The organism is Acinetobacter sp. 25-47-122 (genome assembly GCF_056779695.1).
Genome location: NZ_JBWYIJ010000008.1, coordinates 108,792 through 134,920 on the forward strand (window position 1 = coordinate 108,792; position 26,129 = coordinate 134,920).

The 26,129-nt window shown below is 40.3% G+C and carries 25 protein-coding genes and 4 tRNA genes; 9 read left to right on the plus strand and 20 right to left on the minus strand.

Translation table 11 applies throughout. From position 1 onward, the window contains the following. Positions 1 to 5: 5 nt before the first annotated feature. The 11 genes from AC1M9P_RS09030 to tpiA form a co-directional block, all read right to left on the minus strand. Positions 6 to 596, minus strand: a complete 591-nt coding sequence (locus AC1M9P_RS09030; protein WP_481587384.1) for a LemA family protein — start codon at positions 594 to 596, stop codon at positions 6 to 8. Between the two features lie 151 nt (positions 597 to 747). Beyond that, on the minus strand, positions 748 to 1,152 hold the full coding sequence (locus tag AC1M9P_RS09035; RefSeq protein WP_035266025.1) for a ribosome-binding factor A: 405 nt from the start codon (positions 1,150 to 1,152) through the stop codon (positions 748 to 750). Continuing rightward, positions 1,152 to 3,866, minus strand: a complete 2,715-nt coding sequence (gene infB / locus AC1M9P_RS09040; RefSeq protein WP_035266024.1) for a translation initiation factor IF-2 — start codon at positions 3,864 to 3,866, stop codon at positions 1,152 to 1,154. The genes AC1M9P_RS09035 and infB overlap by 1 nt, the downstream gene beginning before the upstream one ends. A 14-nt stretch (positions 3,867 to 3,880) precedes the next feature. Then, positions 3,881 to 5,365 (minus strand): transcription termination factor NusA, encoded by a 1,485-nt coding sequence (nusA, locus tag AC1M9P_RS09045; RefSeq protein ID WP_035266021.1) that lies wholly within the window; start codon positions 5,363 to 5,365, stop codon positions 3,881 to 3,883. A 39-nt stretch (positions 5,366 to 5,404) separates the two neighbouring features. Continuing rightward, positions 5,405 to 5,929: a ribosome maturation factor RimP gene (rimP, locus tag AC1M9P_RS09050; RefSeq protein WP_035266019.1), complete on the minus strand. Its 525-nt coding sequence runs from the start codon at positions 5,927 to 5,929 to the stop codon at positions 5,405 to 5,407. Positions 5,930 to 6,131: 202 nt separating this feature from the next. After that, positions 6,132 to 6,208: transfer RNA gene (locus AC1M9P_RS09055), tRNA-Met, on the minus strand. Between the two features lie 91 nt (positions 6,209 to 6,299). Continuing rightward, positions 6,300 to 6,376: transfer RNA gene (locus tag AC1M9P_RS09060), tRNA-Met, on the minus strand. Positions 6,377 to 6,457: 81 nt separating this feature from the next. Next, positions 6,458 to 6,534 (minus strand) — tRNA-Met (locus tag AC1M9P_RS09065). A gap of 48 nt (positions 6,535 to 6,582) precedes the next feature. Further along, positions 6,583 to 6,667 (minus strand) — tRNA-Leu (locus AC1M9P_RS09070). Positions 6,668 to 6,720: 53 nt separating this feature from the next. Continuing rightward, positions 6,721 to 7,050 (minus strand): preprotein translocase subunit SecG, encoded by a 330-nt coding sequence (secG, locus tag AC1M9P_RS09075; protein WP_035266018.1) that lies wholly within the window; start codon positions 7,048 to 7,050, stop codon positions 6,721 to 6,723. A 13-nt stretch (positions 7,051 to 7,063) separates the two neighbouring features. Further along, the gene (gene tpiA, locus AC1M9P_RS09080) at positions 7,064 to 7,855 is read right to left on the minus strand and encodes a triose-phosphate isomerase (protein WP_481587385.1); all 792 of its coding nucleotides are present in this window, start codon (positions 7,853 to 7,855) and stop codon (positions 7,064 to 7,066) included. 261 nt (positions 7,856 to 8,116) lie between these two features. Here tpiA and pilB point away from each other — a divergent pair, with 261 nt between their 5' ends. From pilB to coaE, 4 genes are read left to right on the plus strand one after another with little or no spacing between them, the layout of a single operon-like run. After that, a complete protein-coding gene (gene pilB / locus AC1M9P_RS09085) occupies positions 8,117 to 9,826 on the plus strand; it encodes a type IV-A pilus assembly ATPase PilB (RefSeq protein ID WP_092766658.1) in 1,710 nt (569 codons plus the stop codon). A 20-nt stretch (positions 9,827 to 9,846) separates the two neighbouring features. After that, the gene (locus AC1M9P_RS09090) at positions 9,847 to 11,073 is read left to right on the plus strand and encodes a type II secretion system F family protein (protein WP_035266014.1); all 1,227 of its coding nucleotides are present in this window, start codon (positions 9,847 to 9,849) and stop codon (positions 11,071 to 11,073) included. After that, the gene (locus AC1M9P_RS09095) at positions 11,073 to 11,933 is read left to right on the plus strand and encodes a prepilin peptidase (RefSeq protein WP_481587386.1); all 861 of its coding nucleotides are present in this window, start codon (positions 11,073 to 11,075) and stop codon (positions 11,931 to 11,933) included. The genes AC1M9P_RS09090 and AC1M9P_RS09095 overlap by 1 nt, the downstream gene beginning before the upstream one ends. A gap of 42 nt (positions 11,934 to 11,975) precedes the next feature. Further along, positions 11,976 to 12,578, plus strand: coding sequence for a dephospho-CoA kinase (gene coaE / locus AC1M9P_RS09100; RefSeq protein WP_481587387.1), 603 nt, complete (start codon positions 11,976 to 11,978; stop codon positions 12,576 to 12,578). 16 nt (positions 12,579 to 12,594) lie between these two features. On the opposite strand, the gene AC1M9P_RS09105 is transcribed toward coaE, so the two are convergent. The 3 genes from AC1M9P_RS09105 to ppnP all read right to left on the minus strand — a co-directional run bounded on the left by AC1M9P_RS09105 (position 12,595) and on the right by ppnP (position 14,735). Further along, positions 12,595 to 13,521 carry a DMT family transporter gene (locus tag AC1M9P_RS09105; protein WP_481587388.1) on the minus strand — a complete coding sequence of 309 codons (927 nt, stop codon included), beginning with the start codon at positions 13,519 to 13,521 and terminating at the stop codon, positions 12,595 to 12,597. A 6-nt stretch (positions 13,522 to 13,527) separates the two neighbouring features. Continuing rightward, on the minus strand, positions 13,528 to 14,274 hold the full coding sequence (rlmB, locus tag AC1M9P_RS09110; protein ID WP_179998797.1) for a 23S rRNA (guanosine(2251)-2'-O)-methyltransferase RlmB: 747 nt from the start codon (positions 14,272 to 14,274) through the stop codon (positions 13,528 to 13,530). A gap of 137 nt (positions 14,275 to 14,411) precedes the next feature. Beyond that, a complete protein-coding gene (ppnP, locus tag AC1M9P_RS09115) occupies positions 14,412 to 14,735 on the minus strand; it encodes a pyrimidine/purine nucleoside phosphorylase (protein ID WP_092766653.1) in 324 nt (107 codons plus the stop codon). 316 nt (positions 14,736 to 15,051) lie between these two features. Here ppnP and recN point away from each other — a divergent pair, with 316 nt between their 5' ends. The 3 genes from recN (at position 15,052) to ruvX (ending at position 17,791) form a co-directional block, all read left to right on the plus strand. Beyond that, positions 15,052 to 16,719, plus strand: a complete 1,668-nt coding sequence (gene recN / locus AC1M9P_RS09120) for a DNA repair protein RecN (protein WP_481587389.1) — start codon at positions 15,052 to 15,054, stop codon at positions 16,717 to 16,719. A gap of 81 nt (positions 16,720 to 16,800) precedes the next feature. Then, positions 16,801 to 17,355, plus strand: a complete 555-nt coding sequence (locus AC1M9P_RS09125; RefSeq protein ID WP_035266003.1) for a YqgE/AlgH family protein — start codon at positions 16,801 to 16,803, stop codon at positions 17,353 to 17,355. After that, positions 17,348 to 17,791 carry a Holliday junction resolvase RuvX gene (gene ruvX, locus AC1M9P_RS09130; RefSeq protein ID WP_035266001.1) on the plus strand — a complete coding sequence of 148 codons (444 nt, stop codon included), beginning with the start codon at positions 17,348 to 17,350 and terminating at the stop codon, positions 17,789 to 17,791. The genes AC1M9P_RS09125 and ruvX overlap by 8 nt, the downstream gene beginning before the upstream one ends. Positions 17,792 to 17,807: 16 nt before the next feature. Here ruvX and AC1M9P_RS09135 read toward each other — a convergent pair whose 3' ends face one another. Continuing rightward, complete coding sequence (locus AC1M9P_RS09135) at positions 17,808 to 18,431, minus strand: alpha-ketoglutarate-dependent dioxygenase AlkB family protein (protein ID WP_481587390.1); 624 nt, start codon at positions 18,429 to 18,431, stop codon at positions 17,808 to 17,810. A gap of 135 nt (positions 18,432 to 18,566) precedes the next feature. Here AC1M9P_RS09135 and AC1M9P_RS09140 point away from each other — a divergent pair, with 135 nt between their 5' ends. Then, positions 18,567 to 20,369 (plus strand): ABC transporter ATP-binding protein, encoded by a 1,803-nt coding sequence (locus tag AC1M9P_RS09140; RefSeq protein WP_481587391.1) that lies wholly within the window; start codon positions 18,567 to 18,569, stop codon positions 20,367 to 20,369. 3 nt (positions 20,370 to 20,372) lie between these two features. On the opposite strand, the gene AC1M9P_RS09145 is transcribed toward AC1M9P_RS09140, so the two are convergent. The 5 genes from AC1M9P_RS09145 to uvrC all read right to left on the minus strand — a co-directional run bounded on the left by AC1M9P_RS09145 (position 20,373) and on the right by uvrC (position 24,829). Continuing rightward, positions 20,373 to 20,906, minus strand: a complete 534-nt coding sequence (locus AC1M9P_RS09145) for a DUF4269 domain-containing protein (protein ID WP_481587392.1) — start codon at positions 20,904 to 20,906, stop codon at positions 20,373 to 20,375. Between the two features lie 98 nt (positions 20,907 to 21,004). Beyond that, a complete protein-coding gene (locus tag AC1M9P_RS09150; protein ID WP_481587393.1) occupies positions 21,005 to 21,373 on the minus strand; it encodes a hypothetical protein in 369 nt (122 codons plus the stop codon). Positions 21,374 to 21,428: 55 nt separating this feature from the next. After that, complete coding sequence (gene pgsA, locus AC1M9P_RS09155; RefSeq protein ID WP_035265993.1) at positions 21,429 to 22,016, minus strand: CDP-diacylglycerol--glycerol-3-phosphate 3-phosphatidyltransferase; 588 nt, start codon at positions 22,014 to 22,016, stop codon at positions 21,429 to 21,431. 103 nt (positions 22,017 to 22,119) lie between these two features. Then, the gene (locus AC1M9P_RS09160) at positions 22,120 to 22,914 is read right to left on the minus strand and encodes an acyl-CoA thioesterase (protein WP_481587394.1); all 795 of its coding nucleotides are present in this window, start codon (positions 22,912 to 22,914) and stop codon (positions 22,120 to 22,122) included. Between the two features lie 115 nt (positions 22,915 to 23,029). Next, on the minus strand, positions 23,030 to 24,829 hold the full coding sequence (gene uvrC / locus AC1M9P_RS09165) for an excinuclease ABC subunit UvrC (protein ID WP_481587395.1): 1,800 nt from the start codon (positions 24,827 to 24,829) through the stop codon (positions 23,030 to 23,032). A 228-nt stretch (positions 24,830 to 25,057) separates the two neighbouring features. Here uvrC and AC1M9P_RS09170 point away from each other — a divergent pair, with 228 nt between their 5' ends. Beyond that, positions 25,058 to 26,104: an AAA family ATPase gene (locus tag AC1M9P_RS09170; RefSeq protein WP_481587396.1), complete on the plus strand. Its 1,047-nt coding sequence runs from the start codon at positions 25,058 to 25,060 to the stop codon at positions 26,102 to 26,104. The last annotated feature ends 25 nt before the right edge of the window (positions 26,105 to 26,129 follow it).

A 26,129-nucleotide genomic window follows, 5' to 3' on the forward strand; every position in this document is an offset into this window, starting at 1 on the left:
TTGATTTAATCAAAAGAAACGTTAGGTGCCTTTTGTGCACTTGCTTCAGCACTAAAGTTTTCTTTTGCATCCATGCCAATGACTTTCGCAGTTACGACTTGTGGGAATTGACGAACATAGGTGTTGTAATCTTGGACGGTAGAAATATAGCGATTACGCGCAACTGCTATACGGTTTTCTGTACCCTCTAATTGTACCTGCAAATCACGGAATTGCTCATTCGCTTTAAGATCTGGATAATTCTCAGTCACTGCCAGCAAACGTGATAATGCACTTGTCATTTGCGATTGCGCTTCTTGATAACGCTTGAATAGTTCAGGATTTTCAAGGGCTTCTTTATCAACTTTGAGCCCTGCAACATTTGCACGTGCCTCTGTGACTTCAGTTAAAACTTGTTCTTCATGTTTTGCATATCCTTTAACTACATTCACCAAATTCGGAACAAGGTCTGCTCGACGCTGGTATTGGTTTTGTACCTCAGACCATGATGCAGTCACGGCTTCATCTTTCGCTTGAAGTGTATTGTACCCACAACCTGTGATAAGCAAGGTACTTGATAATGCGAGCACAACAGCTGATTTTTTTAAAATTTGCATGACATCAACCTCATTATTTATTTGTATTTGTTTAATTAAAAATATTGTATACGCAAATTCAAAATTGAATGTAGCATTTATTTTATGGCTTTAATTTATATAAAAACATTAAGATAAAAAAAGCCACCCTAAGGTGGCTTTTTGTTTGAAATTACTCTTCGTCTTTTTTATCGTCAGCTGGAGGTAAGTCCTTCACAGCTTCAGCAATTAGACCAAACATGTAGTTTCCGTATGCATTAGTTTTATCATAATGGAAACGTAAACGAGGTGTGATACGTGTCTTAATACGACGACTCAGCTCATGGCGCAGAAAACCTGATGCTTTATTTAAAACATCTAGAGTATCTTTATTTGCTGCTTCACTTTGCTCATCACCAAGTTCACGCCCCATGACAGTAACATAAACTTCAGCATAGCCTAAATCTGGGCTCACTTTCACCGCTGAGATGGTCACAAGACCACCTAAGCGTGGATCTTTCAGCTCCTGACGGATGAGTTCAGACAATTCTCGCTGAACCGTGTCCGCCATACGCTTAAGACGTTGACTACCCGCCATTAAAGACTCCGTTTAATTAATTGAACATCATAGACTTCGATTTTATCGAGCACTTTGATGTCTTTATAGCCTTTGACCGCAAGACCACATTCCATGCCAGCACGAACCTCTTCAACCACTTCTTTATAACGGCGAAGTGATTCAAGTTCACCTTGGAACACGACCACGTCATCACGTAAGACACGAATTGGTTTATTACGGTGTAATAAGCCCTCAAGAACCATACAACCTGCTGCAGCACCAAACTTACTCGAGTGGAATACTTCACGTACTTCAGCCACACCAAGAATTGTTTCACGATGTTCTGGTGCAAGCTTACCACTCATTGCATCTTTCACATCATCAATCAATTGGTAAATGATTGAGTAGTAACGGATGTCGATACCATCTGCGTCGGCTTTTTGGCGCGCTGTATTGTCTGCACGAACGTTAAAGCCTAATAAGAATGCTTCTGAAGATTCTGCAAGTGTCACATCAGACTCAGTGATCGCACCAACACCTGAACCAATGACACGCACTTTCACTTCATCAGTTGAAAGTTCAGCCAATGCAACATGAAGCGCTTCCAATGTACCGCGAACATCTGTCTTCAGAACTACATTCACAATCGGCACGTCTTTTTTGCCCATTGAAGCCATTAAGTTTTCAAGACGCATTGCAGATTGACGCTCTAAACGTTTTTGACGTTCACGATCCATACGCGCATCAGCCACTTCACGTGCTTTCTTCTCATCATTTACAACAAGAACTTCGTCACCTGCCATTGGCGCTTCTGGAAGACCTAAGATTTCAACTGGAATCGATGGACCTGCAGACTTAATACGTTGACCATTTTCATCAGTCATCGCACGTACACGACCGTAAGATGCACCAGCTAGAACAAGGTCACCTACTTTTAATGTACCATTTTGAACAAGAATCGAAGTAACCGCACCACGGCCTTTATCAACACGTGCTTCGATTACAACACCTTGTGCCGCACCTTCTTCAGAAGCTTTAAGCTCTAGAAGTTCAGATTGAATCAAGATCAAGTCAAGAAGTTCATCAATACCTGCACCCGTGTGCGCAGAAACCATCGCGACAGGGACATCACCACCCCATTGCTCAGGCACGATTTCTTTAGTTGTCAATTCATTCAATACGCGATCTGGATCAGCAGATTCTTTATCCATCTTGTTGATTGCAACAATGATTGGCGTACCTGCTGCACGAGCATGGTCAATCGCTTCCGCTGTTTGTGGCATAACACCATCATCAGCTGCGACCACCAATACAACGATATCAGTTGCTTTCGCACCACGTGAACGCATCGCAGTAAATGCTGCGTGTCCCGGAGTATCTAAGAAAGTGATAATACCTTTATCCGTTGTAACGTGATAAGCACCGATATGCTGTGTAATACCGCCCGCTTCACCTTGCGCTACTTTCGCACGACGAATACGATCAAGAAGCGATGTCTTACCATGGTCAACGTGACCCATGATAGTAACCACTGGTGGACGCGTTGTTTGTGCACCACGTGCTTCTTCAGCCGCTTCAAGCAAGTTATCTTCCGCTTGAGTATCTGATACTAGAACTGGGTTATGACCCATTTCTTCAACCACTAGAACTGCTGTATCTTGGTCAATTGATTGGTTTTGAGTGACAAGCTCACCCATTTTCATGAGTGTTTTAATTACTTCACGAACCTTAATCGCCATTTTTGCAGCAAGGTCAGCAACAACAATAGTTGCACCGATTTCAACATCATAAACTTGCTTTTTAACTGGCTTCTCGAAACCATGTTTATTAGCTTGGCTTGATTTCAAACCACGTTTATGAGAGTTGTCACGGAAAGATTGCTCTTCTTGACCGCGACGACCACCTTTCTTAGGAGAACGTGCACCTGGTGTGTTATTACCACGCTTAATGTCACGGTCTTCTTTCGCGAATGAATCTTCGTATGCTTGACCAACAAGACCAGCAGCCAATGGAGAATCATCGACCACACGAATCGTTGCAGTTGCATCTTCATTAGAGTACTTAGAAGCCATCTGACGCATTTGTTCAAGCGTACGTTGTTGTGCTTCTTCAGCTGCTTTACGACGTGCTGCTTCTTCGACTGCTTTTAATTTAGCAGCTTCAGCTTCACGTGCTTTTTTCTGTTCTGCAGTTTCAGTTGGCTTAGTTGCTTGTTTAACAATCGGTTTATTTGTTGACTTGCGCTTAACCACAACCGCAGCTTTAGCAACTTCTTGCTTCTCACTCGATTGTTTCGCTGCAGCACGCATTGCATCTAAGTTCGCTTTCGCTTTACTTACTGCAGGTTGCGCCTTCTCTTCAGCTTGAGCTGGTTTAACTTCAACTTTTTGCTGTGCTTTTGCTTCAGTTTCAGCTTTTGCTTTTGCCAATGCTTCAGCTTTAATTTGTTCAGGATCTGGCTTAGTGAACGTATGCTTCTTACGAACTTCTACGTTAATAGTTTTAGCTTTACCTGATGTACTTGCTACTTTTGCAGTACTCGTAGTTTTACGTTTCAACGTGATTTTTCCTGCGCTGCCGCTGTCTTGCCCATGCGCTTTTTTCAAATGAGCGACTAAACGGTCTTGCTGTTCTACTGAGATTGTGTCTTCTGCCTTAGATTGAGGCAACCCAGCATCTCGCACCTGATCTAATAGTTTTTCAACTGGAAGACCTACGCTGACTGCTAACTCTTTAATTGACTTATCCGTCATGTATGACCTCCTCGTTAATTAAACCATGATTCACGTGCTTTCATGATCAATTGACCTGCTTTCTCAGCACCTAAACCTTCGATATCAGAGATATCATCAGTTGCCTGATCTGCTAAATCATCTACTGTGATTACACCGCGAGCCGCTAATGCATAAGCAAGCTCTGAACTCATTCCTTCCATCGCTAGAAGCTCTTCGCTCGGTTCTTGAATATTTTCTTGCTCTTTCAGTGCATCTGCTAATGCAACTTCTTTCGCACGGCTTTGTAAAAGCTCAACCGTTTCTGCATCTAATTCGATTTCATCAAATGTTTCAGCTGGAACGTAAGCAATCTCTTCAAGTGAAGTAAAGCCCATTTCTACCAATGCCATCGCAAGGTCTTCTTCAATATCAAGACGACCTACAAACATATCGAGATATTGCTGTGCTTCATTTTGTTGACGAGCACGGTACTCTTCTTCAAGCATCATATTGAGCTTGTAACCAGTTAACTCAGAAGCTAAACGTACGTTTTGACCTTGAGAACCAATTGCACGCGCCAATTGATCGCTTGTAGCAAAAATAATATCTGCTGTGCGTTCTTCTTCATCAATCACAATACCCGATACATCAGCTGGCTCTAAAGCACTTGCGATATATTGAGCTGGATCATCTGACCAAACTACAACATCAATACGTTCACCGTTCAATTCTTGCTGTACAGCTTGGATACGTGTTCCACGCATACCAATACATGCACCGACTGGATCAATACGATGATCGTTCGTTTTCACTGCAATTTTAGCACGAACACCCGGTTGACGTGCAGCAGCTTTAATTTCGATGATTTCTTCAGAAATTTCTGGAATTTCTTTTTTCATCAATGCCATTAACATTTCTGGCTTAGCACGAGAAAGTTGTAGCTGCGCACCACGACCTTCACGGTTTACGTTAAATAAAATCGCATTTACACGCTGTTTAGGACGTAAAATTTCTTTTGCGATCATTTCTTCACGTGCAAGATATGCTTCCGCATTCTCACCGAGGTCAATAATGAAACCATCTTTAGTTTGTTTCTTTACTTCACCGTAAATTAACTCACCAACTTTAGATTCATATGCATCTGCAATAAGCGCACGTTCAGCTTCACGAATTTTCTGAACAATAACTTGCTTCGCGATTTGAGCTGCAATACGACCAAATTCAATTGATTCTACTTCAAGCTCACGCACATCACCGATTGACCATTTCGCTGGGTCCACATCAGAAATCGCGTCTTGGCATGCAGGCATTTCATGATCTTCATCTGCTACTACAGTCCATTGACGGAAAGTACGGTATTCACCAGTCTTACGATCGATTTCAACGCGCAACTGTGCTTCTTCAGAATTTGTGCCTTCGTAGAATTTTTTCTTCGTTGCAGCAACTAGAGCTTGCTCGAGCGCTTCGAAAATCGCTTCACGACTAACACCTTTTTCATTACTAACCGTCTCAGCAACGGTAAGAATTTCACGGCCCATAAGTCACCTACTATTCAAATTCTTTTAGTTAAGATTAATTTAGTCTTGGTAGATCAAGTTGGCCTTATCGATATTGTGACTATCGATCTCGAGCACTTGTTGCTTTTCAACTTCAACTTGGATCATTTCATTTTCTACATCTACAGCAACTAGTTTCGCTTGGAATTTACGGCGGTTATCCACTGCAGAAATCAAACGTAAAGCAACTTGTTGACCAATATATGCTTGCATCTGTTCAAGTTTAAAGAAAGTACGATCCCAACCTGGAGATGACACTTCTAATGCATATTCACCAGAAATTGGATCATGAACATCGAGGATTGCACCAACTTGTTGGGTAACACGTACACAATCTTGCACACCCACACCACGACCAAGATCAATTTCACCGTCTTCGGAAATAACAGGTTCTTTGTTTGGATCTTCAGGCTTGTCAATGTAGATACGTACTAGCGAACGCTTACCCTGAGGTGTAAATTCTAAACCCCATAGTTCAACATCGCACGCCTCAACAGCGGGTGCGATCAGTTCATACAATGCTTGGGTTTTATTTGATAACTTCATTTACTCTCGTCATTTATGTGCGATTCAATCGGCCAACAGACCGACACAGACTAACTATAGTGATAGCATGATTATTTGACCAATTGATGTCCACACTACACGATAGATAACAAAAAAGGGCGCATTCGCCCCCATTATTGCACAGAAAAGCAATGCCCACTGTGCAAAAAGGCCCACCTAGTTGTGAGCCTCTTTAGAAACTTGGTAGCGGGAGCTGGATTTGAACCAACGACCTTCGGGTTATGAGCCCGACGAGCTACCAGACTGCTCCATCCCGCATCAACGTGCAAAATTATATCTAAATTTGAATCATTTTTCAATCAGAAAAACTTTCTAATTAGACTTGATTAAGTCGCACCTTAATCAAAAGTGGTAGCGGGAGCTGGATTTGAACCAACGACCTTCGGGTTATGAGCCCGACGAGCTACCAGACTGCTCCATCCCGCATCAACGTGCAAAAAATATATCTCAACTCAAACTTTGTTTAAGTTGCCTATCTTAAGTTTGCATCTTAATTATAGGATTGATTGGTAGCGGGAGCTGGATTTGAACCAACGACCTTCGGGTTATGAGCCCGACGAGCTACCAGACTGCTCCATCCCGCATCAACAGATTTTGCTGCAAACACCAACTTAAACTTCTGGATTATAAGTTGGTGCGGAAGGGGGGACTTGAACCCCCACGCCCGAAAGCACTACCACCTCAAGGTAGCGTGTCTACCAATTCCACCACCACCGCAGCTGTGACGCATTCTAGTGGTTTCAATGAAAAATTGAAAGCGAAATATTCAATTATTCAGCTGGTTTTGGTGCAGTTGATGAAGTTTCAGGCGATTTTTGATCAACTTGCTCAGTTGTATTAATCGTTTTCAAACCATAAGCATCTGTCGTTTGCTGCTTCGCAAAGTAAGCCAAGCTAATACTTGTGATAAAGAATAAAGCAGTAAGTATCCCGGTTAAACGAGTTAAGAAGTTACCAGAACCAGAAGCGCCGAATACAGTCGCTGCACCGCCACCGCCAAAAGACGCACCTGCATCTGCACCTTTACCATGCTGTACTAGAATTAAAATAATCATCAATAACGCTAAAATGATGTGTAGCACCAGTACAAAAGATTGCATGATGAACTCCTAATTATTTTGATTGGGCAAATGCTTGCGCAATTTGAACAAATGATTCCGCATTGAGTGATGCACCGCCTACGAGGGCACCATTGATATCAGGGCATGCTGCCAATTCAACAGCATTCTCAGGTTTTACACTACCACCATAAAGAATTGCTATGTTTTGACCTACAGGTGTAATTTGACTCAATCCTTCACGAATTTTAGCATGCATTGCTTGTGCATCATCCGGGGAAGCTGTTTTACCAGTTCCAATTGCCCAAATTGGCTCGTAGGCGACGGTAATATGCACCCATTGCTCTGGATTCACAACACCTGCAATGTCACAAATTTGTTGTAACACCACTTGCTCAGCTTGCCCACTTTCACGCTGTTCAAGGCTTTCACCCACACAATAGATGATATGTAAGTTAGCAGCTAAAGCATTTTTTATTTTTTCATTAAGAATCGCAGGCGTGTCATTAAATATTTCACGACGCTCAGAATGTCCAATTAATACATAATCGACTTGGCTATCCTTTAAAAGATCTGCGCTAACTTCACCTGTAAATGCACCAGTACCCGCAATACGTGATACATCTTGAGCGACCACAAACACTTCATGAGCATCTGTTGCAAGTTCATTTTTTACTTGGAGTAAAGCCAATAAAGTTGGCGCAACACCAATTTTACAAACATCATGAGCGATTGAAGCTTGCTCAAGCTGTTGTTTCAAATCAGCTAAAAGCTGTTGCGTGTTAGCCTGCATTGGGTTCATTTTCCAATTGCCTACAACCCACGGAGTAATTGTCGAACCCGACATAGATCTAACCTTCTATCAAAAATGCGCACATTCTACACGGATTTTAAAAAATTAACGTAAAAATTCAATGGATACAGATTCAGCACCTAGAATTCTTTAAAAAAAGACAACATAAGACACAATATCCAACAGAATAAGTGAAAAAATTCAATTTTTTCATAGTTTTCGGATAATATTAATGATTTTAAGTATAGAATTTTCTACTTATAACCGTATAATTTTAATATTCGAATTATAAAATGAATTTAAGGCGTATTGGGGATGACTTTAGATCAAAGTGGGCCAAAATTTTCTGGGTTAAGTCGTCGTTTGGTTGATGAAGGCATTTTGACCTCCCAGCAAATGCAAAATGCTATTATTAATTCAAAAAAATCTCATCAAAAATTAGTACCTTACCTCGTTGAACATCTCAAAATACGAGCAAATACGATTGCTGAAATGGTTGCTCAAGAGTTTGGGGAGCCATTGTTCGATTTAGATGCATATAATGTTGAGTTACTACCCAAAGATATCGTTGCAGAAAATCTTGTTACAAAACATGTAATCTTACCTTTGTATCAAAGAGGTATATCTTTATTTGTAGCGACGAGTGATCCTACAGATATCGAAGCATTGGAAGCAATTCGATTTAATAGTAAATTAAACGTCGTTCCTATTACTGTAGAACATAATAAACTTGAAAAACTGATCGAAAAGCATTTTTCTGAAAATGAGAATTTCAATTTCGGTGATGAAGATCTTGACGTTAACGTGGTCGAGAACGATACACCGCAAAATAATAACGATGATGGTCCTTCAGGTGATGATTCCCCGATTGTTAAGTACATCAACAAGCTTTTGGTTGACGCCATTCGCATGGGTGCATCAGATTTACACTTCGAACCTTATGAAAAAACGTACCGAGTTCGATACCGCGTTGATGGTGTTTTAAGAACTATTGCAAATCCACCATTGCAACTCGCGAATCGATTAGCTTCACGCTTGAAAGTTATGTCTCAAATGGATATTTCAGAAAAGCGTATTCCGCAAGATGGCCGTATTAAGCTTAAATTATCTCGTACTAAAGCGATTGATTTTCGTGTTAACTCATTACCAACCCTATTTGGCGAAAAAATCGTATTACGTATTTTGGATCCGTCTAGTGCAATGCTCGGTATTGATGCATTAGGTTATGAAGAAGATCAGAAAGCTTTATTCCTTGAGGCACTTGAGAAGCCTCAAGGCATGTTACTGATTACGGGTCCAACAGGTTCTGGTAAAACAGTATCGCTTTATACAGGATTGAATATTTTAAATACTGAAAATGCCAACATCTCTACAGCAGAAGATCCCGTAGAAATTAACTTAGAAGGCATTAATCAGGTCAACGTCAACTATAAAGTGGGCTTAAGCTTCTCAGTCGCATTGAAATCATTCCTGCGTCAAGATCCTGATATTATTATGGTCGGGGAGATTCGAGATCTCGAAACAGCTGAAATTGCAATTAAGGCAGCACAAACAGGCCACATGGTGATGTCTACACTTCATACCAATAGTGCTCCTGAAACCTTAACCCGGTTGCGCAATATGGGGGTTCCCTCTTTTAATATTGCAACTTCGGTGAATCTCGTCATTGCTCAACGACTTGCTAGACGACTGTGTGTACACTGTAAAGTACCTGCTGATATTCCTAAACCAAGTTTGTTAGAAATGGGATTCACAGAACAGGATTTAGCAGATCCAGATTTTAAAATTTATCAACCTGTCGGTTGTCCTGAGTGCCGTGATGGTTATAAAGGACGTGTCGGTATTTATGAAGTCATGAAAGTGACACCTGAAATTTCGAAGATTATTATGGATGATGGCAATGCATTAGAGATTGCAGCTGCATCTGAAAGACTGGGGTTTAAGAATCTTCGACGTTCAGGATTAATTAAGGTCATGAACGGACTTACTTCTTTACAAGAAGTGAATCGAGTGACCAGTGAATAATTAAAAATAAGGAAATCATTATGGCGGTGAAAAAAGCACAGATGATGCCAACGTTTGTATATGACGGCGTGGATCGCAAGGGAACCAAAGTTAAAGGTGAAATGCCTGCGCGTAATATTCAACTTGCAAAAGTCATGCTCCGCAAACAAGGCATTACGGTGCGTAGTATCCGCGAGAAGCGCAAGAATATTCTTGAAGGCTTAATGAAGAAGAAAGTGTCTACTTTGGACATCACCATCTTTACGCGTCAGCTTGCCACCATGATGAAAGCAGGTGTACCACTTGTTCAAAGCTTTGAAATTGTTGCAGAAGGCTTAGATAATCCTGCAATGCGTGAAGTGGTTTTGGGTATTAAAACTGAGGTCGAAGGTGGTAATACTTTTGCAGGTGCACTACGCAAATATCCTCAGCATTTTGATCAGTTATTCTGCTCATTGGTAGAATCAGGTGAGCAATCAGGTGCGCTTGAAACCATGCTCGATCGAGTTGCGATTTATAAAGAAAAAAGTGAAGTTCTCAAACAAAAAATTAAAAAAGCGATGAAGTATCCAATTGCTGTCATTGTGGTTGCAATTATTGTGACCATTATTTTGATGGTCAAAGTGGTTCCTGTCTTCTCTGAGATGTTTAGCTCATTTGGCGCAGACTTACCTGCGTTCACGCAACTCGTAGTGGCAATGTCTGAGTGGGTGCAAAAATATTGGTTTATTTTAATTATTGGTATCGCGCTGACCATTATCGGCTTTATTGAAGCCAAAAAACGTAGTCAAAAATTTGCGGATGCATTAGATCGCACGGCTTTAAGGCTGCCTATTTTTGGTGATTTGGTTTATAAAGCAATTATCGCACGTTATAGCCGTACACTTTCAACCACATTTGCTGCCGGCGTCCCTTTAATCGATGCACTCCAATCAACAGCTGGCGCAACGAATAACGTGGTATATGAGCAAGCAGTTATGCGTATTCGTGACGACGTTGCGACTGGTCAACAACTTCATTTCGCTATGCGCTCGACCAATTTATTCCCATCTATGGCTGTGCAAATGGTAGCGATTGGTGAAGAATCGGGTTCACTCGATGCTATGCTAGATAAGGTTGCAACCCATTATGAAAGTGAAGTCGACAATGCTGTCGATGGCTTAACCTCCATGATGGAGCCTTTGATTATGGCCATTCTAGGTGTCTTGGTCGGCGGCTTAGTCATCGCAATGTATCTTCCAATCTTCCAAATGGGTTCTGTGGTGTAATGAACGAAATAATTGCGTATTTAATTCAATCGCCTACAGCACTCTATTTAACTGTAGGAATCATCAGCTTATGTGTCGGCAGTTTTTTAAATGTTGTCATTTACCGCACACCTAAAATGATGGAGCAAGAATGGCGTCAAGACTGTCAGATGTTTTTACATCCCGACCAAGCCATAATTGATGAAGATAAGCTCACGCTAAGTAAACCTGCATCGACCTGCCCAAAATGTAAAACACCTATTCGTTGGTATCAAAATATCCCCGTGATAAGTTGGTTATTTTTACGTGGAAAATGTGGTGAATGTGAAAATCCGATTGGCATTCGTTATCCACTGGTAGAAGTTTTGACTGCTGTTTGCTCATTAGTGGTCGTCGCGGTATTTGGTCCAAGCCTACAAATGCTTTTTGGCTTAATTTTAACGTGGACACTGATCGCACTCACATTCATCGACTTCGATACACAACTTTTACCCGATCGATATACTCTCCCCTTGGCTGCACTTGGTTTAGCGTTAAATAGCTATGCACTCTACACCTCACCTACCTCCGCAATTTGGGGATATTTGATTGGTTTCCTCTGTTTATGGGTGGTGTACTATCTATTTAAAATCGTGACAGGCAAAGAAGGAATGGGATATGGCGACTTCAAATTACTGGCCGCGCTTGGTGCATGGATGGGTCCATTTTTATTACCGCTCATTGTCCTACTTTCATCCTTAGTCGGTGCAATCATCGGCATCATTTTGATGAAAGTCAAAAAAGAAAATCAGCCCTTTGCTTTTGGACCTTATATTGCGATTGCTGGATGGATTGCATTCTTATGGGGTAACGAAATTATGAAGGTTTATTTAGGGGGTTAAGCTAAAATAAGCCCCATTATGATAATTACAAGGTTTTTTTACATGCGCTTTATTTTGGGCTTAACAGGTGGTATTGGAAGTGGAAAAACTGCTGCAAGTCAGTGGTTTGAAACACAAGGTATTACTGTTGTTGATGCAGATATCGTAGCACGTGAAGTGGTTGAAATTGGAAAACCTGCACTACAAAAAATTAAAGATCATTTTGGGGATTGGGTGCTATTGGAAGATGGCGCACTCGACCGCAGAGCGTTAAGAGACCATATTTTTAAACATCCTGAAGCTAGAAAGATATTAGAAAATATTACGCATCCTGCAATTCGCCTATCGATTATTGAACAACTACAACGGGCGACCAGTCTTTATGCCATTTTAGTTTCCCCACTCTTGTTTGAAACCAATCAACACCAACTTACTCAACGTACTTTACTGATCGATGCATCAACAGAATTACAAATCTTGCGTGCTTCGCAACGTGATCATCAAGACATTGAGCAAATTAAAAAAATAATGAGTGCGCAAATGTCTCGTGAAGAAAAATTAAAACGTGCAGACGATGTTGTTATAAATGATGGTGAACTTGATCATCTCTATCAACAACTCGCAGTAAAACACCAATATTATCTTGGTCTTGCACAACAAGCTTAAATTGAAAAAAAGCAGTCTAAGAAGACTGCTTTTTTTGTTGCTCAAGTTTTTGGCTTAGTGCATCTTGGCGACCCAGCCATCGCCATGGTTGTAATGCGCCTATCGCCATACCCAACAACCCAAATAACATCGCAATACTTAAAGGTTCATTTAACAAAGGCACTGCCAAAATTGCAGCCAAAAAAGGTGCTAAATTGGTAATGCTCCCTGCTTTAAAAGCCCCGAGTCTTTTAATCGCTTCCACATAAGTTAAAGTTGCAATAATGACCACAAATATGCCATGAAATATTGTTTGAAACATTAAATGCTGAGGCTCAGGAGTACTAAGATCTTTGGGTAAAAATAACACGTAAATGGGTACATAAATCATGGCTGACCAGATGGCAACCCCACACATCGCCTGCCATGCACTCAGTTGGAATTTACGCAGTAATACGGTAAATATTGCCCAAAAAATGGCGCTCAAGAAGAATAATCCATCACCAGCACCAAAAGGAATGCCAGATTCACGATACATCAGGAGACTCATAATACCGAGCACGGTGATCATAATGATCAAACTTGCCCATGTATGACGATCAAAAGCCTGTTTCATCAATATAAAAGCCACGATGGCAGTACAAATAGGAATACAACCATTGAGAAAAATTGCAGCATGCGCAGTCGGTGCATAGTGAAATGCGCTATAAGCCAACAAACAATAGATCACACCACCAATCATTGCCAAAATAAATGGTTCTTTTTTAAGTAAAAAAGAGGCTTCTCTACGATAAAGTAAAATCGGCATTAAGATCAAAAAAGCCAGTGAAAAACGCAGTGCCACAATGTCCCACGTATTGATGTGCCATAGCGCATTTAATCGTGCAGTGAGGGTAAATCCCCCCCAGATGCACATGGTAGTAATAAGAAAAAAATAGCCTTGGGCTCGATCTGAAAGTGCCATCTCAAATTAGGCTTGACGTTGTCTACACGCTTCGTAAAGTGCCATGCCTGTCGCCACACTCACATTCAAACTTTGTAAATTGCCACTCATTGGAATATAAACTTTGTGATCGCATTGCGCCTGTGTAATCGGTCTTAAACCAGTATCTTCAGCACCCATAATCACTGCAACAGGACCAGTCAAATCACATTCGTGAATAGGTAGAGCATGCTCATCTAACATCGTGCCAATCACTCGTACATTAAAATCATCTTTGATTTTGGCTAAAGTACGAGCCAAATTCGTCACTTGGATAAATTTAACTTTCTCTGCACCACCAGCAGCAACCTTACGAGCCGTTGGTGTTAAGCTCGCAGAACGATCACGAGGAACAACAACCGCGTGTACGCCCATGGCTGCCGCAGTTCGAATACACGCACCCAAATTATGCGGGTCCGTCACTTGGTCAAGCGCCAGTAAAAAAACATTGTCTGTACTTTTGATTAATTGCTCAAGATCATTTTCATTCAGCGTTGGATGAGGACGAACTGCAGCAACGACACCTTGATGAAAAGGTTGTCCAGCCAGTTTTTCAAGGCTGTCTCGGCTCGCTTTTTGAATACTAATTCCGAAAGGTTCAGCCAACTCAAAAATACGTTTTAAACGTTGATCATCACGACCTTTTAGTGCAAATAGAGTCAAAACGCGTTCAGGTTCTAACTCCAACAATGACTCCACAGAATGAACGCCATAATAATATTCGGGTTTAGCCATGAACGACCTCAACTCACTAAGACAATACAATAATATAGAAAAGAAAAATCCCGCAAAGCCAACTTTACAGGATTTTATATAGCGAATAGTTTAACCGATTTGACCATTGAATGTTGGTCAAATTTTTTGTCGGGCTGTTAGCCTTCGAAATGACAAACGTAGTCTAATACGTCATCTGTTTCGATTTTGAAACGGCTCTCACCAGGCACGTAAAACGACTGCCCTGCACGGAAAAGCTCATGTTCTTCATTGTCTGCAATTGTGACACGACATTCACCAGAAATAATTTCCATACGCTCTGGTACATGTGTTTCAAAAGTAAGCGGTTGTTCCGTCGGTAGAATAACCCCAAGTGTTTTTTTCGTACCGTCTTCAAATTGAACAGTGTGGCTAATACACGTCCCGCCAAAATAAACATTTGATTTTTTTACAACAGATACATGATCAAATTGTGATGACATGCGTATTCTCCAAATAATGCGCATTTTATAAATTTTAATTGCCGTAGTTTAATTGCGCTCGAGCAACTAATCAATCAGTGTTTTGCAATGGTTTTTATAAGCAACTTTTGTTCCCTATTGATGAAATTTAAAGATTTTTTTGATTTCTTCTATATATCTTTTGTACACAGGTAAAAGAATATATTCAGTCACTAGTAATCAACCTAATTTCAGTTAAAATGCAAACTAAAAGTTCTCATATTCAAATGTCGTGACTTGAGACTAAAACAAAATTTCTCTATCTTAGAATCCACACTTTCGCAGCTCGGATGCGTTTATGCTGACACACCTTAATCTGATCAACTTTGCTTTAGCCGATAACTTAGCCATTGATATTGATCAAGGTTTCAATGTTCTTACGGGTGAAACTGGTGCAGGTAAATCTTTATTACTCGATGCATTATCAGCGTGTTTAGGCGAGCGTACTGATACGAATTACGTTCGTTATGGTTCAGATAAGGCTGATGTTACAGCCGTATTTAGTTATCAAGATCAAAGTCCTGAAGCTGAATGGTTAAGCACTCATGAGCTGGCAGATGAATCGGGTGAAATTCATCTAAGACGGGTAATCTTTGCTACAGGTCGTAGTAAAGCTTGGATCAATGGACGTCCAAGTAGTCTTTCAGAATTAAAGGAAATAGGCAGACTCTTAGTCCAACTTTACAGCCAGCATAGTCAGCAACAATTGTTAGAACCGCCCTATCCAAAACATTGGTTAGATCGTTACAGCAACTTTGCTCAACATACGCTTGCTGTCAAAGACAGTTATAACGCATGGCAAAAAAATATCCGACAGCATCAAGCTGCGCTTGATGCACAGACCACCCGCCTTCAACGCATTGAGACACTTAATCTTCAATTAGAAGAATTAGAAGAAGTGGTTCGACTTGACTATAAAGAAATTGAACAAGAGTTCGATCGCTTAAGTCATCATGAACACATCATGCAAGATTGTAGTTATGCAATCAACGTTTTAGATGAGTCTGATCAAAATATCACTCAGGAAATTTCAAGTATTATTCGCAAGCTTGAATCTCATGCAGGTCGTAGTGATTTACTCTCTGAAATTTATAACTCATTATTAAATGCGCAAAGTGAACTCGATGATGCCAGTGCGAATTTAAAACAATTCATTGACCGTCAGAGTTTTGACCCTGAACGAATGGAAGAGTTAAACACGCAACTGGAAATATTCCATCGTTTAGCGCGCAAATATCGAGTACAACCCGAAGATTTAAAATCAGAATACGAACATTGGCAGGCAGAGCTAGAACAATTACATCAGCTTGAAGATCCAGAGACTTTGGCTGAACAAGTTGACATTTCACATCAACAGTTTATAGAGAAAGCTCAATATCTAGATGATATCCGTCGTAAAGCAGCAGAACCCTTAGCCAAACTCTTAACAGAACAAGTCAAGCAACTGGCTTTACCAGAAGCTCATTTTGAATTCCGTTTTGATCCTCTGGAGCAACCTTCATCTGAAGGGTTTAGTTTTATTCAATTATTGTTCACAGCAAACAAAGGGATTCCACCTCAACCGCTTGCGAAGGTTGCTTCTGGTGGTGAATTGTCACGTATTGCATTGGTCATGCAAGTCATGAATGCAGAAAAAACTGAAGCAGAAGTACTCGTTTTTGACGAAATTGATGTGGGCATCAGCGGTGGAACAGCTGAGATTGTCGGTCGCTTATTGGCTGGATTAGGTCAACATGTTCAAATTCTATGTATTACACATCAAGCCCAAGTTGCAGCGCAATCGGACCAACATTTGTTAGTGAAAAAACTGCAAACAGACCCTGCTAGCAGCACTATCGTTGAGCTTGATGAAGATCAACGGATATTAGAGCTTGCTCGTATGACTGGTGGTGTCGAAATTAGCGAGACCACCCTTCAACATGCAAAACAATTAAGACAATTAAAGTTTCAGGTCAGCACATCTTGATTATTTTAAAAGGATTGTTGAAAACCCATAAGTCTAGTATGTTGAAGTAAAGTGATACTCAAACATAGGAGAAGCCATTAGGTGAGTAAACAATTTCTAACGCACCGTTGCCTGATTGCCCCACCTGATTTAGCAGATGATTTCTTCGCAAATAGTGTGGTCTATATCGCTCGTCATGATCATGAAGGTGCGCAGGGAATTATGATCAATCGTCCAGCTGGGATTCAGGTTAAAGAACTCTTAACAGATCTTGATATCGTGGCAGATCATGTTCACCCACATGATGTCTTACAAGGTGGTCCTTTACGACCAGAAGCGGGTTTTGTACTTCATACGGGTCAACCTACTTGGCATGCGTCCATCGCTGTAGGTGAAAATCTCTGTTTAACAACTTCAAAGGATATTCTTGATGCAATCGCACACAATGAAGGTGTTGGTCGCTATCAAATTGCTTTAGGCTATGCAAGTTGGAGTAAAAACCAGTTGGAGCAAGAAATCGCTCGAGGTGACTGGCTCATTTGTGACTCTGATATGGATTTGATTTTTAACTTACCCTATGACGATCGCTGGGACGCTGCCTATAGAAAAATGGGGGTCGATCGTACATGGCTTTCATCTGAGATTGGACATGCCTGATTCAACTACCGCTCAACTTATTATGGCCTTTGACTTTGGCACACAAAAAACAGGAATGGCTGTAGGATCGTCTATTATTGAAAGTGCTACCCCACTTTCACTTTTACCGATGAAAGATGGCATTCCCAATTGGGATGATCTACTCAAAATTGTAAAACAGCATTCTCCAAATCTGTTTTTAGTCGGGCTACCACTGAATATGGATGATAGCGAATCGGAACTATCAACACGAGCACGTAAATTTGCCCGTCGTTTAAGACACCAAACCAATATAGAAACATGGATGGTGGATGAGCGATTAACAACTCGCGAAGCGCGTGATGAACTCGATCATTATCAGGCGCAAGGGCGTGGAAAAAAGTTGTCCGCAGACAGCTTGGCAGCCGCTTTATTTATTGAAAGTTGGTATCGTAATCCTCAAGGTATTCAACCTTAATAGAATACTTGCCATTTCATCTAGGATAAAAATAGCGAAAGGTTAAATTGATTCTAGGCTCTAATACTTTGGTTGATTTCGCTAAAGTGTGTTTCCAAAAACGCTGTGTTTGACCTTTCATTACAATTAACTGTCCTGATTGTAGATACATTTCCGCAGTATGAGTTTTATCACGATGTTTAAATCTAAATTTTCGTGTTGCACCGAGACTCAGTGAGGCAATGACAGTCTCGCCATGTTCAGGATCTCTTAATGCAGCCTCATCATCACTATGCCATCCTACACCTTGAGTTCCATCTTCATACAAATTAGCCAAACAAGAATTAAATTGAACTCCTGTTATAAGTTCAATTTTTTGCTTGAGTGCTAATAATTTCAAATCCCAAATCTGTGCTTGTTTATCCATTCCTGAATAGTGATATTGATAGTTTTGGTCACCATACCATACGACTTTACGACCCGTCTTAAAATATTGGCCGTATAAAATCACTTCATCCTGTTTCCAAGCCAAACCTTCTAAAAAATAATCGAAATAATCCTGTGATTCAGCATGAGTAAGTATAAGGCCGTAATCTTCTACAATCCCATCACAAGGTAGGAGGTTTGAATTGGGTTCGGGTGCAAACAGCTCGAAGTTCATAACCAATTTGCCATGAAAATATAACCGTATATTAGCTGAGTATTTTAACTGACAAATTGAAACATTGTGAACGCTTGTGACACTGGACAATCAAGCTTAGACTGGCATAAATCTAGACAATAAAAACAATCGCTTATGAATTTATGGCAACTTTTTCTAAAACTTAAACCTTTCGTTCGACCTTATCGCTTTTTAGTAATTGCCACTCTCTTTCTTACACTCATCGGCTCTTTCACAGCTCAAGTGAATGCACTCACTTTGCAGTATGCGGTTGATGAAATTAATGCGCTGGTTGAGAATGGTTTTGGCTTAGCTGAAGGCTGGAATATCCTGATTACCATTACAGCGATATTATTGGGTAAAGAAGTAATTAATGCTTTTGTCCAATTCGGACAAAAGTTTTATGGTGAAAAACTTAGAATTTTTATTTCACAAGATCTAGCACAAGGCATCATTGAAAAATTTCTGACCTATAGATTAGCTTTTTTCAATGAAGAGGATAATCAGGCGGGAAAATTACAAACAAGAATCGATCGTGGTATTGGCTCTCTGACTCGTCTAGTTCAAATATTCTTTATTGAAATTTTGCCGTTATTTACCAGTGCGATCGTGGCTTTAGGATTAATGTACTACGCCAACTTTTATGTTGGCTTGGTGGCGACCACTATCGTTCCAATCTACTTCTGGTTAACTTATAAACAAGCACAAAAACTCGGAGGCTGGCGTCGAAATTTACGTGATGGTCGAGAAAAGAAAAGCCAAGGTATCCTCGGAATTATTAATTCAATTACGGTTATCAAATCTTTCAACCGCGAGTCAATAGAATCAACCAAACAACTCAAACTACAAAAAAAACTCACAGATAATCAAATGCAAACCCGTCAGGTCAGCTTTTTATTTGATGGGTTAAAAACCTTTATTGAACAAATAGGTATTGTTTTAATCATCATCCTAACTGCGTATTTTGTGCTTGATGGTCAGATGAGCATCGGTATGATCATGTTTCATGTACTGTTGTTCAATAATGTATCCGCGCCAATTCGCTCCTTACATCGTATATATGATGAAGTGAATGATGCCATGATCTATTCAGAAAGCTTCTTTAAAATTTTAGAAGCAGATGATCAAATTGAACCTACAGGTCAACTCAAACCGCAAATTCAAGGAAAATTTACGCTGAAAAATGTTGAATTCTTTTATCCAAACGGTCACCACGCACTAAAGAATATCAATATGGAGATTCGACCCAATAAAATTACTGCATTAGTTGGCTTATCAGGTGCGGGAAAATCAACCTTAATCAGTCTTTTAGATAAATTTTATGAACCTAATCAGGGGTGTATCGAACTCGATGGCATCGATCTCAATCAAATTGATACACAATATTTGAGAGATCATATTGGATTAGTCCTACAAAAAAATCATATTTTCCAAGGGACTATTTTTGAAAATATTCGCTATGGTAAAACAGATGCTACTGAAGAAGACGTGATCATTGCTGCTAAAAAAGCATCCATTCATGAGCAAATTTTACAACTTCCAGATGGCTATCATTCCGATGCATTGCAACTCTCTGGAGGACAACAACAGCGTATTGCGATTGCTCGTATGTTCTTGAAAAATCCACCGATTATCTTTTTAGATGAACCGACAGCGAGTTTGGATGCCATTGCTTCGGAACAAATTAAACAAAGCCTTGATGAGATTAAACAAGGACGTACTGTCATTATTATCTCGCACAGCCTGTCGCAAATTATTGATGCGGATTACACCTATGTCATGAAAGAAGGCGAAATTGCCGAGCATGGAGAACATGATGCTCTTTACCATCAAGACGGTGTATATAAACAAATTTTTGATGCGATGGCTAAAAGTTTGAATATCGAAAAAATTGCAAAAACTTTTGAAGACGATGGGGATGAGGAAACCCATAGTTAAAGTTTAATCTAGGTAACCTTGGCATTGAAGCAGTTGAATCAACACACAGCCATCTGCTTCATAGAGCTGACCTAACTTCGTGTAAGGATCACCATCGAGCGCTAACATCTGTGCAAATGCAGGTTCAGTTTTTATACCTTTTCGCTTAAGGCGAATGATTTCCTGTTTAAATTGGTCATTTGCCAAATCTAATATTTTACGTTCAACATAGAAGTGCTGGAATCCCGCCTGCTGATGAATTGGTGTTGTAGAACAAAATATCTCAATTGACCAAGCATAATATTCAAATCGGCAAATCCAAGTATCACGTTCAAAATAACTTCGCTCAATGCACCATGCCTTATATGTTTGAAATAATTTTAGTGTTTCAATCAAATGATTCTCTTGCTCAATCGGATAACTACAAATGAGGTCGATATCACTTTGTGCTGTTGCAATTTCTAAAGGTGGCGTACCGACCACTGTAACTTGATACCGCTTGAGTATTTCCATAAGGTTTAAGTCATCAATGACTTTTTGAAAGTGTATTTTTTTCATTGTTATTTTTAATCTCTAAGATGATTCAACTTTAAAGCGGTTGAATCCCCCAATATGAATTACTTTAACCCTCAGCAGAAAAGCTTAAGCAATTAAGGTTATTTTTGATTTTCGATAACATCTAACGCATAAACAGTTTTAATATAATTTCGATACTGCGTTGAATAAGAGATTTCCAAACAACGCATAAGGTATGCTTTCTCTTTTGAATATTGATAGCTGCCTAACGCTTCTTTGAGCGCTTGATCAATATAATTTTGCACTTGTTTTGCCGCCTCATGGCTATGCTCACCGAGTTGAAAATATCCACCTCTCGCAATATTTGCTTCATTTGCATAAATCTCAGAATGAGATAGACAATACGCGATTCCGTAATTATGCAAATACTCTTGTGCCCTTGATAAATCATCCGCATAAATGTTTGAACTCAACAAGATACTTAAACCAATAGCAAATTTAATTTTCATTTTTAGATCACTTTCTCAACACAATAAAAAAGCGCCTTTTGGCGCTTTAAATATATTAGGGTTGTTTTAGATATGGCCATGCCGCTCTTAAATAAATAAACATGGACCACAGTGTTAAAATTACAGCGGTATACAACAAACCATATGCAACTAATTCAAGTGGTTTCCAATTGAGTAAGAACACCGAAATAGCGATCATCTGAAAAGCTGTTTTATATTTGCCAACCGTAGATACAGCCACATTGGTACGTGCACCGAGCTCAGCCATCCACTCACGCAAAGCAGAAACCGTAATCTCGCGTGAAATAATCACAATCGCAGCAAAAGCCATCGAAATTGTAGGTTGCCATTGCACCAAAACAATCAATGCTGCTGCGACCATTAATTTATCCGCAACAGGATCTAAAAAACGTCCGAATGCAGAAGTCTGATTCAATGTTCTTGCCAAATAACCATCAAACCAATCTGTGACAGCAGCAATCACAAAAATTGCAGTCAGAATGATATGACGCGTCATACCCCCTTCATGCCCACCCACACCAATCGCAGGAGGCCAATAGGCAATAATTAAAAAAACAGGTATTAACGCAATACGTGCTAGCGTCAAGATATTTGGTATATTCAGGATGCGACCTGTAGACATAGACACCGCCAGTTTGCCCCAATTACAGCTAAAATTTGCAATAAAAACTTGAGCTTTGATTCTTTAATCCGCTTACTTTAAACGATTCACTACCCGCTGTCGACTAGGCAAAAATCGCGACAGTCTGTCTACAAATTGCAACGAGACGGTCATTATGGTCCCAAATATGGGCATATTCAGTAGAATAACCATGCGCAGAATGATCTGTAAATACTTTATATTTAAACCAATCTCGTCGGTCAGCTTGAATAGGTTCTAACAGCGTCACATACCAAGAAATTGAACTTCCCGGTGCTGGTTTTTTTAATATAGGAAAAATTCCTGCAGGCCAAATATCTAACATTGCTATAAATTCAGGCATGCTCAGCGGACCTGCTTCAAATTTAGATTCTGCATATCGAAACCATCCACCAAAATCTGGCTTTTCAGCAGCCGTACAAGGGTATTTCCCTTCAGCCCAAATCAGATCATAGTTCTGATAGCATTGCGGCATAAGAGGATGATAAGGCAACTTAACTAAACTTTCAGGTGAATCATACTGTGGTGCTGAGCGAGTTTGATCCATATTCACGACTGATTCACGGTCTGAACCAAAACTTGCCAGCAGAATTCCCTGTACAGCATCATCCTGCCAAATCCGAGCCTCAATATTGGTCACAGATTTACCTTGCCTTAAAATTTCCACTGTCACTTTGACTGGCTTTTCCTGAACAGGACCCACAAATACCACACTGGTGCTCAATAATCTTTTTTGAGGGTCATGAATCATTTGTGTTGCTTTGTGTAGCATCATCGCCGTGGTTAAACCACCAAAAATGGTACGACCTTGCAACCAGCCCTCAGGGATCTCCACCCATTCTTGTTGATCAATTTCTTGAAATACCTGTCCAAATGACATGCGCAACCCTTTTATTTTAAATTTCTTATCGCGCTAGCATGCTGAATTTTCAGATTGAGGTAAATGATCAATGACTCACAGGTCAATGATCATTTTGGCAAATTGATATGCATGATTACTCATGCAAGATTTTGTACACAGTCCGAGCGAGATTTGCACCAAAACCAGGGACTAAATTCAGATCCTTTTCAGAGGCTTTTAATACCCCTTGAATCCCACCAAAATGTGTTAATAAATCACGGCGGCGTTTTGGTCCTAGCCCTGGAATGGCTTCTAAAACTGACTGCCCACGACGTTTATCGCGCTTGGCACGATGTTTAGTAATGGCAAATCGATGCGCCTCATCACGAACCTGTTGAATTAAATGTAGCGCTTTATGGTCTTCAGGCAGTTGAATCTTTGTACCATCAGTGAAATGTAAGGTTTCCAAACCAGGCTTACGCCCTTCCCCTTTTGAAACCCCCACCATGAATGCATCCAATCCAAGATCTTGCATGACCTGCTTTGCCATATGTAATTGCCCTTTACCACCATCGATGAGAAGCAAGTCTGGTAACATTGCCTTCTTATAACGTCGTGTTAAAGCCTGACGCATGGCAGCATAATCATCACCGCCAGTGATATCTTCGATAGCAAACTGACGGTAATCACGCTTACGAGCCCCTCCACTATCAAAGACAACACAAGAAGCGATCGTTGCTTCGCCCATCGTATGGGATATATCAAAACATTCGATACGATCAATTGGACGTCCGACCACCTCTTCTAACTGATGAAAACGTTCATTCAATTCATAATGGTTAGCAAGTTGTCCTTTAATGGCATGCTGTACATTCATGGTCGCAAGCTCGAGCCATTCTGCACGGGTTTCTCGAACTTTTGATTTAATCAGAATTTTTTTGCCAAAATTTTGTTGTAGTGCCTCTTCTATGTCTTTTTTGTCTGGCAGCTCCACGTTGACGATTAATTCTGTTGGAATCTCATCGGCAACTTGGAAATAAAAGTTTGCGATAAAATCTGCCAGCATTTGTCCCAAATCATCGCCCAACATATCTGGGAAATAACTTTTTCCACCCAACATCTTGCCATTACGCACGTGCATAATTTGAACGCACGTTACCCCCGCTTGGTATGCGATCGCCAATATATCTGCTTCACCTTTGACTTTGTAAATCGCTTGTTGAGTTTGAACATCACGCAATAATGCCATTCGATCACGGTAAAAAACGGCTTTTTCAAATTCAAGAGCATCTGCTGCCGCTTCCATTTTAGCAATTAATTCTTGGTTAAGCTCACGTGTGTCCCCTTGTAAAAAACGAATAGAGTTATCAACATCATCTTTATAGTCTTCAGGTGATATCATGCCCACACATGGAGCTGAGCAACGTTTAATTTGATACTGCAAACATGGTCTTTTACGTTGCGCAAAATAACTATTTTCACATTGGCGGACATTGAATAATTTTTGTAAGACCACCAATGTATCACGTGCATTATAGGCACTTGGATAAGGTCCAAAAAATTTACCTGCTTGATGTTTCCCCTTACCACGACCTGCTGCAATACGTGGATAAGGCTTATCACTAGACACAAAAATATAGACGTAAGATTTATCATCTCGCAGCATGATGTTATACGGCGGTCGATGAAGCTTAATTAAGTTTTGTTCAAGAAGTAATGCTTCCGTTTCTGAGCGGACCACCATGGTTTCAATATCATGAATGCGGGCAACTAAAGCCTGTGTTTTGGGATGCTCAATAGTTTTAACAAAATAGCTAGAAACACGATTTTTTAAATTCTTCGCTTTTCCCACATACAACAACTCTCCATCTTTACCTAACATGCGATAGACACCAGGTAAAGTCGTAAGATTGGCTAAGATTTTTTCAATGTGTTCACGTGCGTTTTCGTTCACAAGCAGCCTTTAATGTAGAGTCAGTCATTCATGCAACAGCATGAGCTTATTGTGATGGTAACGCGCTCTATTTCAAGTGCATTTCGGTAGACGATTTTAAAACCTTGTTGATCCAACAGTTCAGGGCAATGATCGCAGATTTTATAATCAGCTGATTGTTAAAAAGTCTGAGTTGTTAAATTCAAGTTTGATATGCTTTTCAACTGATTCATTCATGGATGCGCCAACATGACTGCGACCGATCGTGCTTTCCACGCCATACAACCTGCACTCTCATCTCATAGTCCTTCAGAAAAAGATCGACTCATTGGAAAGTCTCGCTTTCATTTTGAACCAGCCAAAGTGATGCAGTTATTGCGTGATCGCATCATTGGGCAAAATCCAGCCTTAGATGAAATCGAAAAAATGCTTCACGTGGTCAAAGCTGACTTTTCAAGTCCTGAACGCCCCTTGTCTGTCACCTTAATGCTTGGACCAACAGGTGTTGGTAAAACAGAGACTGTTCGTTTGATTGCTGAAGCGATTTATGGTCGTCCTGATGCGTTTTGTCGTATCGATATGAATACACTGGCTCAAGAACATTATGCAGCCGCATTAACAGGCGCTCCGCCTGGATATGTCGGTTCGAAAGAAGGTCACAGTTTGTTCGATGAAACTGCGATTAATGGCTCTCATACCCGTCCTGGCATTATGCTATTTGATGAACTTGAAAAAGCCTCTCCCGAAGTGATTCGTGGCTTAATGAATGTGTTGGATACAGGTCGCCTAACCCTTACTGCTGGAACAAAAACGATTGATTTTCGTAATTGTATGATTTTTATGACCAGTAATGCAGGAGCACGCGCAGCACAACAATATTTAGATAAATTAAATGTTTTACCACAAAAACTTCAAAATCTATGTTTAAAACGCCTACCCACGAAAGCCATCATTGAAAAAATACTGCATCGCAGTTTTGATCCCGAATTTCTGAATCGAATTGATCGTGTCCTTCATTATCAACCTGTTCAAGATGATGCACTCCCTAAGTTGGTTGATATTGAACTGGAAAAACTCAACATTCGTTTGCAACATCAAAAACGTCAGGTTCATTTATCAGACCTTGCCAAAGCATATTTCTATCAGGGTCATGATATCCGCTTTGGGGCACGTCATTTAGCACGTAAAATGAGAACTGAACTAGAACCCATTATTGCGATCTACTTTCTAAAGCATCCAGATCAACTTCATCTCCAGCTGGATTGCAAAGACGGTCAGCTCTCGATCATCAATTAATAAAAAAAGCCCATTATGGGCTTTT